Origin of the sequence: Actinomadura meridiana (assembly GCF_039537545.1) — a bacterium.
Classification (GTDB): domain Bacteria; phylum Actinomycetota; class Actinomycetes; order Streptosporangiales; family Streptosporangiaceae; genus Spirillospora; species Spirillospora meridiana.
In genome coordinates, this window is record NZ_BAABAS010000006.1 from 273,564 (window position 1) to 286,170 (window position 12,607).

General features: G+C 70.3%; 14 protein-coding genes. 8 read left to right on the plus strand and 6 right to left on the minus strand.

Annotation, left to right across the window (positions count from 1 at the left end):
• Positions 1-10: 10 nt before the first annotated feature.
• From ABD808_RS14555 to ABD808_RS14565, 3 genes are all read right to left on the minus strand, one after another.
• Positions 11-853: a hypothetical protein gene (locus ABD808_RS14555; protein ID WP_344896041.1), complete on the minus strand. Its 843-nt coding sequence runs from the start codon at positions 851-853 to the stop codon at positions 11-13.
• Entirely contained in the window at positions 850-1,359 is a 510-nt protein-coding gene (locus ABD808_RS14560) for an RNA polymerase sigma factor (protein ID WP_425548937.1), read from the minus strand. The genes ABD808_RS14555 and ABD808_RS14560 overlap by 4 nt, the downstream gene beginning before the upstream one ends.
• A gap of 140 nt (positions 1,360-1,499) precedes the next feature.
• On the minus strand, positions 1,500-3,635 hold the full coding sequence (locus ABD808_RS14565; RefSeq protein WP_344896047.1) for a terpene synthase family protein: 2,136 nt from the start codon (positions 3,633-3,635) through the stop codon (positions 1,500-1,502).
• 117 nt (positions 3,636-3,752) lie between these two features.
• Here ABD808_RS14565 and ABD808_RS14570 point away from each other — a divergent pair, with 117 nt between their 5' ends.
• From ABD808_RS14570 to ABD808_RS14595, 6 genes are all read left to right on the plus strand, one after another.
• Positions 3,753-4,139 carry a phage holin family protein gene (locus ABD808_RS14570; RefSeq protein WP_344896050.1) on the plus strand — a complete coding sequence of 129 codons (387 nt, stop codon included), beginning with the start codon at positions 3,753-3,755 and terminating at the stop codon, positions 4,137-4,139.
• Positions 4,140-4,142: 3 nt separating this feature from the next.
• Entirely contained in the window at positions 4,143-5,036 is an 894-nt protein-coding gene (locus tag ABD808_RS14575; protein ID WP_344896053.1) for a Cgl0159 family (beta/alpha)8-fold protein, read from the plus strand.
• A 31-nt stretch (positions 5,037-5,067) separates the two neighbouring features.
• On the plus strand, positions 5,068-5,619 hold the full coding sequence (locus ABD808_RS14580) for a 2Fe-2S iron-sulfur cluster-binding protein (RefSeq protein ID WP_344896055.1): 552 nt from the start codon (positions 5,068-5,070) through the stop codon (positions 5,617-5,619).
• Positions 5,616-6,593 carry an FAD binding domain-containing protein gene (locus tag ABD808_RS14585; RefSeq protein ID WP_344896058.1) on the plus strand — a complete coding sequence of 326 codons (978 nt, stop codon included), beginning with the start codon at positions 5,616-5,618 and terminating at the stop codon, positions 6,591-6,593. The genes ABD808_RS14580 and ABD808_RS14585 overlap by 4 nt, the downstream gene beginning before the upstream one ends.
• Entirely contained in the window at positions 6,590-8,782 is a 2,193-nt protein-coding gene (locus tag ABD808_RS14590; protein WP_344896061.1) for a xanthine dehydrogenase family protein molybdopterin-binding subunit, read from the plus strand. The genes ABD808_RS14585 and ABD808_RS14590 overlap by 4 nt, the downstream gene beginning before the upstream one ends.
• Positions 8,783-8,868: 86 nt before the next feature.
• Entirely contained in the window at positions 8,869-9,333 is a 465-nt protein-coding gene (locus ABD808_RS14595; RefSeq protein ID WP_344896064.1) for an STAS domain-containing protein, read from the plus strand.
• A 137-nt stretch (positions 9,334-9,470) separates the two neighbouring features.
• Here the strand turns inward: ABD808_RS14595 and ABD808_RS14600 are convergent, their stop codons facing one another.
• Positions 9,471-10,082, minus strand: coding sequence for an RDD family protein (locus tag ABD808_RS14600; RefSeq protein ID WP_344896067.1), 612 nt, complete (start codon positions 10,080-10,082; stop codon positions 9,471-9,473).
• 154 nt (positions 10,083-10,236) lie between these two features.
• Here ABD808_RS14600 and ABD808_RS14605 point away from each other — a divergent pair, with 154 nt between their 5' ends.
• The gene (locus ABD808_RS14605) at positions 10,237-11,058 is read left to right on the plus strand and encodes an acetate uptake transporter family protein (RefSeq protein ID WP_344896069.1); all 822 of its coding nucleotides are present in this window, start codon (positions 10,237-10,239) and stop codon (positions 11,056-11,058) included.
• Positions 11,059-11,138: 80 nt separating this feature from the next.
• Positions 11,139-11,324: a hypothetical protein gene (locus ABD808_RS14610; RefSeq protein WP_344896071.1), complete on the plus strand. Its 186-nt coding sequence runs from the start codon at positions 11,139-11,141 to the stop codon at positions 11,322-11,324.
• A gap of 77 nt (positions 11,325-11,401) precedes the next feature.
• On the opposite strand, the gene ABD808_RS14615 is transcribed toward ABD808_RS14610, so the two are convergent.
• Complete coding sequence (locus tag ABD808_RS14615; RefSeq protein ID WP_344896074.1) at positions 11,402-11,995, minus strand: flavin reductase family protein; 594 nt, start codon at positions 11,993-11,995, stop codon at positions 11,402-11,404.
• Between the two features lie 243 nt (positions 11,996-12,238).
• The gene (locus ABD808_RS14620) at positions 12,239-12,595 is read right to left on the minus strand and encodes a hypothetical protein (protein ID WP_344896077.1); all 357 of its coding nucleotides are present in this window, start codon (positions 12,593-12,595) and stop codon (positions 12,239-12,241) included.
• Positions 12,596-12,607 lie beyond the last annotated feature (12 nt).

The window sequence follows — 12,607 nt, forward strand, 5'->3', positions numbered from 1 at the left end:
TGTTGTTGTGTTAGCGGGACGGGTTGGGGCCGACGAACAGGAGGACCTGGTTCTTGGCCCAGGGGACGGCGTCGTGGACGTACCAGGCGGACGGGACCTGGTCGGGGCGCAGGGCCTTGGACTCGTCGCCCGCCTCGTAGCGGTACTCGGGGACGGTGACGTTCCGCTTCCTCAAGCCTGCCAGCACTTCACCCACGCGGTGGTTCAGAAAGGTCATGCCGTGCATGGCCTCGCCCCGCGCGGTGACCGGCGCGGTGCTGATGTACAGCTCGTTCGGACGCGCCGCGCGTCCGAAGACGATGTCGGCGGTGCCCTTGTAGCCGATGCGGATGCGCACGCCGACGGGGCACACGTCGCCCCCGCCGCCGGTCTCGCATTCGCCCTTGGCGGTGATGGTGGTGATGTCGTGGTCGCCGGTGTTCTCGCTGGTGCTCTCCATCACCACGGTGCCGACGATGGACGGGGAGACCGGCACCAGCGACAGGTTGACCTTCAGGCCGTGGGCGGCGAACTCGGCGCGGTATCGCTTCGGGTCGGCCAGGGGGTCGCGGACGCGGACGTCGATGTGGTCGCCCTTGGACGTGAACGTCAGCGCCGCCGCCAGCGCGACGTGGGGTTTCGCCGGTTCGTCCCGCGCGACCATGACCGCGACGGCCGTGGTCGCCGTGGCGGCGGTCGCCAGCGGAAGGCCGATGGTGATGAGGGCCCGGCGCCGCCTGCGCGGCGCGGTGGGCTCGACGGCGGTGATGCGGTCGGCCAGTTCCCTGGCCGTTTCGTCCGGCAGCAGGAGGGCGGCCCGTTCGTCGGTGACGGGAGCGAGCCTGTTCACCAGGGTGTCGATGTCGTGGTTCACGCGCGTTCTCCGTTCGGGACGGTGGCGGGCAGGGGAGCGGCGTCCGTGCGTTCCAGGGCACGGGCGAAGCGGCGGCGGGCGCGGTGCAGGCGGATGCGCACCGCGTTGCGGGAGCAGCCGAGGACGGTGGCGATCTCGCCGTGGTCCAGCCCCTCCCAGCCGACCAGGGAAAGCAGCTCCCGGTCGGTTTCCGGCAGGCTCCGGAACGCGGCCGCGACGTGGGAGAACTCCCTCTCGGGAGAGGACACGTCGACGAAGTCGGTGTGCAGCTTGGAGCCGAGGTCGGCGGCCAGCGCGGACCGGCGGCGTTCGCCGCGATGGTGGTTCGCCAGGACGCGCCGGGCCACCCCGTACAACCACAGCCGGGCCTGCTCGCCGGGCGGGACGTCGTCCAGCCGCCGCCAGGCCGTCAGGAACGTCTCCGCCAGAACGTCGGCGGCATCGTGCGTGTCGGTCGTGCGGCGCAGCGCGTACCCGAGAATGCGGGCACGGTTGGCCGCGTACATCTCCTCGAAGCGGCGCCGCCTGTCATCGAGGGGGTCCTCTGAAGGTGATGGCAACCTCACTCCTCACATCGCGTGGACCGGACGCACGACACATGTCCGCACACCGGCCAGCATTTCGACGAGGAGTGGACGAGGTGTGTTCAGCGGTGGGTGAGGCGGAAGGCGGAGGTGCCTGGGCCGGTGGGGGTGGGGATTCGGGGTGGGCGTTCGTTGTAGCGGTCGGTTTCGCGGTGCCACTTGAGGATTCCGGACATCCAGTCGCGGAGTTCGGCGATGTAGGCGGACAGGGCGGTGCGGGCGGCGGCGTCCAAGGAGAGTTGGTCGGCGAGGGTGGGGAGTTCGTGGGCGGCGAGGTGCTCGAACTGGTGGCGGCGGGACGTGATGAGGTCGTTGACGATGGGCAGTGCCTCGTCGCGGTCGCAGTTGAAGAAGTGCTGGACAGCGAGGACGCCGTTGTTGAGTTCGCCCTCGTACTCGATTTCTTTCTGGTAGGAGAAGCAGTCGTTGATGAGGCAGCCGACGTCCATCACGGAGGCGTCGATCTCGCGGAGGGTGCGGGTCTCGAAGACGTGGGCGGGGATCTCGTGTGCGTGCCGGATGCGGGCGAGGCTCATCGTCATCTCGGAGCCGAAGGTGTGGCGGCGCATCTCGATGTAGTCGACGGGGTCGGGGACGCGCGACTGGAGGTGGTTCTGCAATTCCCAGACCCAGCTTGCGACCATGTGCTCGACGGTGGCGCGGAATTCGCGGCGGCCCCGGTCGTCCATGGGGGCGGCGGTGCGCGGCCACAGGTCGGCCAGGGCGGTTTCGAAGGGGTTCTCCGGCGGGACGGGTGGGGCGCCGCAGTCGAGTGGCATGAACGCGGGGGCGCGGGTGTTGAAGCGTTTCGCTCCGGCCAGGTCGCGGTCGCGGTTGAAGATGGCGGGGAAGTAGTCGTCGCCGTAGGTTCCGCAGGCCAGCCATTGGGTGGCGAGGTCGAGCGCCTCCGGGGTGGCGTCCGGAGCTAAGGACGCGGCGCAGATCTCCAGTGCCATGCCGGTGACCCTCTCCGGCGTCCAGACCGGGACGGGGAGACGCGGTTGCGGGTCGAACATGCCCATGTCGCGGCACCATTCGAGGGTGGCGCGTCCTGACTGGGCGCGGTGCGGGTTGACGCGGGGCGGGTACGGGATGTCGAAGTCCGGGAGCGGGGTCGGGCCGACTCTCTGGAACGGGAAGTGCGGGACGCTGAGCCGGGCCGAGCGGAGTAGGGCGGGGATGCGGGCGGCCGACATTCCCAGCGACTTCTTGTTCATGTAGCGGCTGGATTGCGTGTGCCATTCGTGGCCGCCGGACTGCCAGTCCTGGAGGGCTTTTACGTAGAGAGACACGTTCGCTCGTTCGACCGGATCGAGGGCGTGGTCCTCGAAGAGTTGCGGGAGTTCGGTGAGGGCGGTGTTCTCGAACTGGCGGAGCCGGGAGGTGAGGAGGTCGTTGACGATGTCGGCGGCCGCTTGGGGGGCGACGTTGAGGAAACGCTCCATCACCAGGACGGAGTTGTTGATCTCTCCTTCGGACTCGGTCTCGCGCTGGTAGGAGAAGATGTCGTTTCGCAGGTGGACGGCGTCCGAGAAGGTGTCCTTGAGGACGCGCAGCGGACGGGTTCCCACGACGCGGCTGGGGAGTTCGGCGCCCGCCGCGTGTTCGGCGAGGTCGGCCGACCATGGGGCGCCGCCGACCTTGCGGCGCATCTCGATGTACTCGACCGGGTTCGGGACGCGGCCCGTGCTGATGTTGGCCAGTTCCCACAACGATTCGCGGAGCAGGTTCAGCGTGCTCTCGGAGAAACGGCGCCGCCAGGCGTGGGAGCGCGCGGGGATGGTCCGCGCCCACAGGTCGGCTAGGCCGCGTTCGACGGCGTTGGTTGGTTCTGGTGGGTCGAGCGTCATGAACTGGGGGAGCCGGTCCAGGTAGGTTTGCGCGCCTGGCTGATCCTGAGGCTTCTTGAAGACCTCCAGAAAGTGGTCGTCGAAGTAGAAGACCCAGACGTACCAGTCGGTGATGAGGTCGAGTTCCTGGCCGTCGCAGTCGGGATGGGTGTAGGCGCACAGAAGTGCGTAGTCCATGGCCGCGAGGGCGGCTTCGTCCCAGATGTCGGGAGTGCCCGGGTCGCGGTGGTCGTCCAGCATCCGCATCTCGCGGGCCCACGCCATCGTGTGCGCCCGTGCCCGCTCCAGGCGGGGGTTCAGCCGTGCCGGGTACGGGACGTAGAAGTCGGGCAGCTCGAACGGTTGCATTGACCGGCCTCTCTGTCGCTGGGGAGTCCGGTCGGGAACCTACAGCATTTGTCTTGTAACAGATGGTGACATATTGGTCGCCTGATTTCTTCGTAGTCTTACGGGTAATGCATGGTCATGACGGAGTCGATTGAGCCCGCGGAGGACGACGACTCGCTGGAGCAGAATCTCCTGCTCGCCCGGCGGGTGGTCGACGCCGCTCAAGAGGAGATGGCGGACAAGGCGAGGCGTCGTATACCGGCGCTGCGCCTCGGAGCACTGGCCGGGACGTTCGGCGTGATGGCGGCGGCCGCCACGTATCGGATGAACGTACTCCTGCTGGAACGGAAGCTGCCGCCCGAGTTGGCGTCGCTGGTCGTGGCGGCCGTGTACGGGAGCGGCGCGGGTGCGGCGGCGATCGCCGCGTCCCACAAGTGGAAGGGCCTGCCGAGCCCGTTGCCCAGCGAGACGGTGCGCCAGGTCGTGGAGACGCTCTCCGACCGGGACCACGCCGACGCCGCCTAGTGCATGGCGGACGTCAGCGGGAACGGTGGCGTCCGCATCGGCGACCTGACTGATGTGCGGGCCGCGCGGCCGGAGCTGGTCGCCGGGGTGGCGGCCGCCAGGAGGCGCCGGGACGGTGCGCCCGGGGCGTCCGGGCCCCTGGTGATCATCGTGGCGGACCAGCCCGCGCGGGGCGCGGTCGGGGTCGGCGACGACCTGACCGCGATGGCCGATCGGCGCGAGTTCCTTGAGCGGCTGTGCGTCGCGCTTGACCGACCTGGCGTGAGCGGTGTGATCGGTGCGCCCGATGTCATCGAGGATCTGACGTTGCTCGGCGTCCTGGACGGGCGGCTCGCGATCGGGTCGATGAACCGGGGCGGGCTCGCCGGGACGGCGTTCGAGACCGACGACCGGTTCACCGCCTATGACGCGGATGCGATCGCCGCGTCCCGGTTGGACGGCGGGAAGGTGCTGCTGCGGGTCGATGATGCTGATCCGGCGTCTGCACGGGCCCTGGAGGCGTGCGCGGGTGCTGTTTCGGCGCTGGCGCGGCACCGGCTGATGGCGGTGGTGGAGCCGTTCGTGGCGCAGCGTGTGGACGGACGTCTCCGGAACATGCTGACAGTGGAGGCGATGATCCGGGCGGTGTCGATCGCGAGCGGGCTGGGCGTCACGTCGGCGTACACATGGCTGGTGGTGCCGGTCGTGCCGGGGATGGAACGGGTGGTGACGGCCACGACGCTGCCCCTTCTGCTTTTCGGCGGCGACTCGGGCGACGACCCGCGCGAGGCCCTGGACGGGTGGCGGCGCGCCATTCGGATGCCGGGGGTGAAGGGGATCGTCGCCGGGCGGACGTTTCTGTACCCGCCGGACGGTGACGTGCGGGCCGCCGTGGACGCGGCCGTCGAAGTACTGTGATCTCCTGCTGTTCCGGGGCAGGATCGAATTCATGGACAGTGAGATCACCCCGGTACATGCCGATATCACCCTCGTGGTGAATGGGCGTGAGCACCGGCTTAGCGTTGATACCCGTTCCTCCATCCTGGACGTGCTGCGCGAGACCCTCGGGTTGACCGGTTCGAAGAAGGGCTGCGACCACGGGCAATGCGGCGCGTGCACCATCCTGATCGGCGGGCGTCGTGCGAACGCGTGCCTCGCCTTGGCCGTCGCCCATGACGGAGCCGACATCGTCACCGTTGAAGGGCTCGCGGACGGTGGGCGGCTCAGCCCGATCCAGGAGGCGTTCATCGAGCAGGACGCCTTCCAGTGCGGGTACTGCACGCCCGGTCAGCTGTGTTCCGCGACGGCGATGCTGGACGAGGTCGACCAGGGCTGGCCCAGCGCGGTGACCGACGACCTTGGTTCCGAACCCGTTCTGAACGACGACGAAATACGCGAACGGATGAGCGGCAACCTGTGCCGATGCGGCGCGTACGTCGGGATCGTCGCCGCCGTCCGGCAGGCCGCGCAGGCGGAGCGCAGGGAGGCGGCTGAGGCATGAGGCCGTTCACCTATGAGCGCGCCACCAGTGTTGAGGACGCCCTGGCGCGCCACGACGGCGAAACGTACTACCTGGGCGGCGGAACCAACCTGGTGGATCTGATGCGGCTTGGAGTGGAAACGCCGTCCAGGCTGGTGGACGTCGCGCACCTTCCGCACGACCGGATCCAACTGACCCCTGACGGAAGCCTCGTCATCGGCGCGGCGGTGAGCAACAGTGCGCTCGCCGCAGACCGGACCGTCCGCGAAAGCCACCCCGTCTTGGCACAGGCCGTCCTGACCGGGGCGTCCGGGCAGATACGCAACCTGGCGACTGTCGGCGGCAACCTGCTGCAACGGACGCGCTGTTCGTACTTCCAGGACGCCGACAAGCCGTGCAACAAGAGAAACCCTGGCAGCGGGTGTCCGGCCAGGGAAGGTGAGCATCACAACCTGGCGATCCTGGGCCATTCGGAGGCGTGTGTGGCGACGCACCCGTCCGACATGGCGGTGGCCCTGGTGGCGTTGAACGCCTCGGTGCGCGTGCAAGGCCGTGCCGGGGAGAAGGCCATTCCGATGGAGGAATTCCACCGGCTGCCTGGGGACGAGCCTGAACGCGACACCGTCCTCGAACCGGGCGACCTGGTCACGGCGATCGAGGTTCCGCCGCTCGGTATGCCGTCCAAGTACCGCAAGGTCAGGGAACGCGCGTCGTTCGCTTTCGCGCTGGTGTCGATCGCGGCGGCGCTGGAGGTGGACGGCGGCGTCGTCCGGGACGTCCGGCTGGCGCTCGGCGGTGTGGCGCACAAGCCGTGGCGGGCGCGGCGGGCCGAGGAGGCGCTGCTCGGGTCGGCCGCGACGCGGGAGTCGTTCGCGATCGCCGCGGAGGCCGAGCTGGCGGGCGCCGAGCCGCTGCGCGACAACGCCTACAAGGTGCCGCTCGCGCGCAACCTGATCATTCAGACGCTGGCGGAGCTGGGGGAGGCGACGGCATGACCGAACGGCTGGAAGCGCGCGAGAAGGTCACCGGGACGGCGCGGTACGCGTTCGAGTACCCCGTCGAGAACGTCGCGTACGCGGCCGCCGTCCAGGCGAGCGTTGGACGCGGTGAGATCGTCGCCGTGGACACCGAAGCGGCGATGGCGCTGCCCGGGGTGCTCGCCGTCCTGTCCCATGAGAACGCGCCGGAGCTGAACGACCACGCGGACGGCGAACTGGCCCTGTTCCAGTCGCCGAAGGTGTCCTACCGTGGCCAGTTCGTCGCGGCCGTGGTCGGGGAGACGCTCGAAACAGCCAGGGAGGCGGCGCGGCGGGTTCGGGTCGAGTACGCGGCAGAACCGCCGGACGTGCGGTTGCGCACCGACCATCCCGGCCTCTACAAGCCGGACGTGGTGAACCCCGTCTACCCCAGCGACACCGAGCAGGGCGAGCCCGAAGAAGGGTTCGACGGGTCAGCCGTGCGCGTGGACGTCACCTACAGGACGCCCGCCGAACACAACAACGCGATGGAGCCGCACACCACGCTCGCCCAATGGAACGACGACGGCGGCCTCACGCTCTACGACTCGACGCAGGGCGCGTCGGGCGTCCGGCGGATCGTCGCCGAGCTGTTCGGGCTGGACGGGGCGCAGGTCCGGGTCGTGGCGCCGCACGTCGGCGGCGGGTTCGGGTCCAAGGGCACCGCCAGGCCGAGCGTCGTGCTGGCGGCGATGGCCGCGCGCGTCGTGGGACGTCCCGTCAAGTTCGCGGTGCCGCGCCAGCAGATGTTCGCGACGACCGGCTACCGGACGCCGACGATCCAGCGGATGCGGCTCGGCGCGGACGACGACGGGCACCTGACCGCGATCCTGCACGACGTTTTCGAGCAGACGTCCACCGTCAAGGAGTTCGCCGAGCAGACCGCGACGCCGACCCGCGTCATGTACCGGGCGCCGAACCGGCGCACGTCGCATCGGCTGGTCCGCCTGGACGTCCCCACGCCGTCGTGGATGCGAGCCCCGGGTGAGACGCCCGGAATGTACGCGCTCGAATCGGTGATGGACGAGGTCGCCGTCGCGTCCGGTATCGACCCGGTCGAGCTGCGAATCCGCAACGACACCGACCGGGAGCCCGAGAGCGGTCTGCCGTTCAGCTCCCGCAACCTGGTGGCGTGCCTCCAGGAGGGCGCGGCGCGTTTCGGCTGGGCCGACCGCGACCCGGCGCCCGGGGCCCGCAGGGAGGGACGCAAGCTGATCGGCATGGGCGTCGCCGCGTCCACCTATCCCGCGTACATGCAGCCGAACCGGGCGTCGGCCCGCGCCGAGCCGGACGGGACGTTCACCGTCCGGATCGCCGCCGCCGACATCGGCACCGGCGCCCGCACCGCCCTCGCCCTGATCGCCGCCGAGACGCTGAAGGCCGACCTGCACGCCGTGACGGTCGAGCTGGGCGACAGCTCGCTGCCCAGGGCGTCCACGGCGGGCGGCTCGTCGGGGACGGCGAGCTGGGGGACGGCTGTCGTACGTGCGTGCGAGGCTTTGCGTGCCAAGCTCAACAGCGGTTCCGGGGGGCGTGGGGGGTCGTCCCCCCACATGGAGGATGGCGGTTCCGGGGGGCGTGGGGGGTCGTCCCCCCACATGGAGGATGGCGGTTCCCCGGGGCATGGGGGGTCGTCCGCCCACACGGAGAACGGCGCCGTCCCGCCGGAGGGGATCGAGGCGTCGGCCGACACCACCGAGGAGGTCAAGGGGCGCGACAAGTACGCCCGGCACGCGTTCGGGGCGCAGTTCGCCGAGGTGGAGGTGGACGTCGACACCGGCGAGGTCCGCGTCCGCCGGTTGCTCGGCGTGTTCGCCGCCGGACGGATCATCAACCCGAGGACGGCGCGGTCCCAGTTCATCGGCGGCATGACGATGGGCCTCGGCATGGCGCTGATGGAGGAGAGCGTGATGGACGAGGAGTTCGGCGACTTCCTCAACCGCGACCTCGCGCAGTACCACGTCCCGGCGTGCGCCGACGTCCGCGACATCGACGCGATCTGGGTGGAGGAGTCCGACCCGCACCTGAACCCGATGGGGTCCAAGGGCATCGGCGAGATCGGCATCGTGGGCACCGCCGCGGCCATCGGCAACGCCGTGCACCACGCGACGGGCGTCCGGGTCCGGACCCTGCCGATCACCCCGGGGAGGTTGCTCCCCCACCTGTGACGCCCCACCGGTGGCGGACCTGAAAAGTCGGGGTCGTGTTTTCGGCTCGGCGGGGGTCAGAAGGCGCCGACAGATGAGAACCTTGCATGGACGGGACCGCGCACGGCAGCGGCGCCCCGGTCCAGGGCGAGGAGCGGATGACGGTCTGGCGTACCACCGGCGACGGGGACGGACTCGGTTCGGGCGAGCGGGTCCCGGTCCGCTACGACGTCGTCGAGCACGACACGGCGTTGCTGCGCATCGCCGCCGTCGCGGCGGCGCCGCGGCTGTCGATGAGCGGCGAGATCGACGTGTCGAACGCGCGGGACGTGGCGCGGGTGCTCGGCGTCGTCCGCGACCGCGCGCCCGGCGACGTCCATGTCGACATGGCCGCCGTCGAGTTCATCGACGTCGCGGGGCTCCGCGCGTTCAGCCGGGCCGCGTCCGACCTGCACGAGGGCGGGCGGCTGCTCGTCCTGCACGCGGTGTCCGCGCACATCGAGAAGCTGTTCGAGCTGATCGGATGGAGCACGGTCCCCGGCCTGGGGATCCACTGCCGTCCACGCGGCTGAGCCCCGAGCGCGTCACGTGTGCTGAGCCCCGGGCGGGTCCGGTGAGCTGAGTCCCGAGTGCGTTTCGAGTGCTGAGACCCGGGCGGGTCAGGTGAGCTGAGAACCGGGTGCGCCAGGTGAGCTGAGAATCGGTCGCGTCAGGTGATGAGCTTGAAGGCCAGGACGACGGCCAGCGCGGCGAGGGGGAGCGTGGCGGCGAGCACGATCCGGCGCGCGGGCTCCCGTACCGGCGCCTGGACGACCACGGTGCCCGCGGCCTTGTCGTGCAGGCAGCAGCGGGTCCGCTGGTCCTTCCAGTAGGCGTGGACGTCGCTCCACGGGCCGAGGCCGGAGCTGCGGTTCCGTCCGCCCCAGGTGGGCGACCAGCGGTTGAACGCCTGTTTCCAGCCGGGGAACCGCAGGCCGTCGTAGCCGACGACGCGGATGCCCGCGATGCGCTGCCCGACCGTGCAACCCCACAGGACCAGGCGGACGATGCGCAGCAGCGCCCAGGCCCAGACCATCGCGATCATGCACGTCACGATCATGGTGGACAGCAGGGCGTCCGGCATCCGGGCCGAGTCCACGTTGAGGACCATGGCCATGACCAGGAGATACGGCGCCGTCATCGCCAGCCAGACGGTCACCCAGTCGAGCAGCCGCGCGGCGACCCGCTGCCGTCCGCTGGCGAGGATCACGACGGGGCGGCCGTCGCCCGGTGGCGGCTCGGGCGCGGCGCCCGGATGAACGAACACGGGCGGGGAACTCACGGACGTTAATGAAAGCACCACGCTCGTCCCCGCGCACGGCAAACGACGCGACTGGCGCCCGAAATGTCGAACTGTATCCGTTCTGATCCTGTTTGACCCCTCTGCCCCCGGTTAGGAGGCGATTGAAGCTCTCCGATTCCAGAGGGGGGATCTCATGGCAAGGCGTAGAGAGCGCGCGGAGCCGCCGGTGTACGGCGAGCGGACCGCGGCGACGCCGGCCGAGGGCGCGGTGCACGCGGCCCCGACCAGAGGCGCCGACGTCCCTGGTGAGCACGCGCTTTGGGAAGACCGGACGCGCATTCACCTGCAACCCGTCGCGGCACCGTCCATTCTCGGGCTGTTCGGGTTCGCGGGCGCGACCATGATGGTCGGTGCCTGGCAGGCGGGCTGGTACGGCAACGCGCTGACACCGTTGGCGCTGTGGCCGTTCGCCCTGACGTTCGGCGGTCTCGCCCAGTTCCTGGCGGGCATGTGGGCCTACCGGGCGCGCGATGGCCTCGCCACCGCGGTCCACGGCATGTGGGGCGCGTTCTGGCTCGCATGGGGCCTGCTGTTCCTGTTGATCAGCACGGGCGCCTACCCGGCGGCACTGGCCCCGATCCGCGGCAACGTCAACGAGGGTTTCGCGTTCTGGTGGGTCGCCCTGGCGGTGATCACCGGGCTGTGCGCGCTCGCCGCGCTCGGGTCGAACCTCGTCGTGGCGCTGCTGCTGATGTGCCTCGCCGCGGGCGCGGGCTTCACCTCCGCCGGCTTCTGGGCCCCGTCCACCTGGGCACTGGACGTCGGTGGCTGGCTCCTCGTCGCCTCCGCGGTACTGGCGCTGTACGCGGCCGCCGCGATGATGATGGAGAACACCATGGGGCGGACGATCCTGCCGCTCTTCAGGACCCGCGCCAAGGGCAACATGCCGGGACGCCGCGGGGTGCGGCCGCTGGAGTACCGGTTCGGCGAACCGGGCGTGAAGATAGGTCAGTGATCTCCGGCGTTTCGCCTTGACATTCCCGTTGCCTTATCCTGGACCGATCCAGAACGTACCGGTCTCGGAGGGGGACGGGAATGTCATCGGCGGTCCGGCGGACATGGCGACGCCTCGTCCAGTCCTACAACCAGCAGTGCGCGCGTGACGACGCCGCCGCGCACGGCTACAGCGTCCCCACCGGAGTCTGGGCCTGCGTGCGCTGCAACGAGCCCCACCTCGAACTCGCCACGCTCCAGCACCACCTCCGCACCGAGCACTTCTGAGCCCGTCCCGGCCGAGCCCGTCTCGGCGAGCACACCCCGGCCGAGCCCGTCTCGACGGAGAGTCTTTCGCGCGCTGGCTAGCCCCAGCCCCAGCGGTCGCCGATGCCCCACGGGTCGGGGGCGATGGGCGCGTCGGGTTCGCCGACGCCGAAGCGGCTGCGGAAGAAGACCATGGGATGCCGCCACACGCCATCTCGCGTGTCGTGCCGTTCGACGCCCACGACCCGTCCGATCACCACATCGTGATCTCCCGCGTGGTGCACGTCGTGGACGACGGCGTGGACGGCGAGCAGGACGTCCGGCAGCGTGGGCGTCCCCCACGGTGACGTCTTCCATTCCAGGCCGTCGAACTTCTCGCCCCTGGTCGACCCGAACCGTTCGCACAGGTCCCGCTGCTCCTCGGCCAGGACGTTCACGGCGAACCGTCCCGCCGCCCTGATCCGGGGCCAGGATCGGCCACGGCGGTCGGCGCAGAACAGGATCAGCGGCGGTTCCAGGGACACCGACGCGAACGACTGGCACGCGAAGCCCACGGGCTCCCCGCCGTCCAGTGCCGTGACCACGGTGACGCCGGTGGCGAACTCCGCCATGGCCTTGCGGAACTCGACCGGATCCGGGGCCTCGCGGGGGCTCGCGCCGGACTCGTCGGTGAGCGCTGGCTCGGTTGGCATCTGTTCACCTCGGGGGCTGATGGCGGGACGCACTCCCTTTCTAACAAGTGAACCCGGAGCGTCCTTCCGCCAGGGGTGCTTGGAGCCTTCCGGTGAGCGGAAACCGCAGGGCCCGCCCTGGGCGCCGGACGGCGGGCGCTGGGGCGCGGCGACCCGTCCCCGCACCGGGCTGACTGGGGCCGCCAGCACGAGGGCGACGGCGCGTTGAGGGCCGCGTCGCCCTTCACGCACGTGAGTCGCGGGTCAGGCGCCGATGACCGGTTCTAGGTAGCCGCGCAGTGCCCGCTTGAGCTCGGCGCGGAACGTCTCGCGTTCGTCCCCCTTGGCGGCGAGCACGAGTGGCAGCAGCGCCTTGAACATGCGGACGCTGACCTCGGCGGTGCGGGCGCACCGGTCGGCCGGAAGACCGGGCGCCCGCGCGGCGATGATGGCCTCCACCCGGCCGAGCACCGCCGCGTGCAGCGGACGTGTCGCGGCCGTCATCGCCTCCGGCATGTCGGCGCGGGCGAACAGGGCCTTGAAGCCCGGGTTGGCGAGGTTGAAGACGATCAGCGGGTCGATGATCCGGTCGAGCAGCTCGTCCAGGGAAAGCCCCGTCACCTCGGGATCGAG

Bases quoted from the DNA above. Each gene is read 5' to 3' on its own strand.
- ABD808_RS14565 (WP_344896047.1), bottom strand. From the start codon at position 3,635: ATGCAACCGTTCGAGCTGCCCGACTTCTACGTCCCGTACCCGGCACGG.
- ABD808_RS14590 (WP_344896061.1), top strand. From the start codon at position 6,590: ATGACCGAACGGCTGGAAGCGCGCGAGAAGGTCACCGGGACGGCGCGG.
- ABD808_RS14585 (WP_344896058.1), top strand. From the start codon at position 5,616: ATGAGGCCGTTCACCTATGAGCGCGCCACCAGTGTTGAGGACGCCCTG.
- ABD808_RS14605 (WP_344896069.1), top strand. From the start codon at position 10,237: ATGGCAAGGCGTAGAGAGCGCGCGGAGCCGCCGGTGTACGGCGAGCGG.
- ABD808_RS14570 (WP_344896050.1), top strand. From the start codon at position 3,753: ATGACGGAGTCGATTGAGCCCGCGGAGGACGACGACTCGCTGGAGCAG.
- ABD808_RS14595 (WP_344896064.1), top strand. From the start codon at position 8,869: ATGGACGGGACCGCGCACGGCAGCGGCGCCCCGGTCCAGGGCGAGGAG.
- ABD808_RS14575 (WP_344896053.1), top strand. From the start codon at position 4,143: ATGGCGGACGTCAGCGGGAACGGTGGCGTCCGCATCGGCGACCTGACT.
- ABD808_RS14580 (WP_344896055.1), top strand. From the start codon at position 5,068: ATGGACAGTGAGATCACCCCGGTACATGCCGATATCACCCTCGTGGTG.
- ABD808_RS14610 (WP_344896071.1), top strand. From the start codon at position 11,139: ATGTCATCGGCGGTCCGGCGGACATGGCGACGCCTCGTCCAGTCCTAC.
- ABD808_RS14615 (WP_344896074.1), bottom strand. From the start codon at position 11,995: ATGCCAACCGAGCCAGCGCTCACCGACGAGTCCGGCGCGAGCCCCCGC.
- ABD808_RS14560 (WP_425548937.1), bottom strand. From the start codon at position 1,359: ATGTACGCGGCCAACCGTGCCCGCATTCTCGGGTACGCGCTGCGCCGC.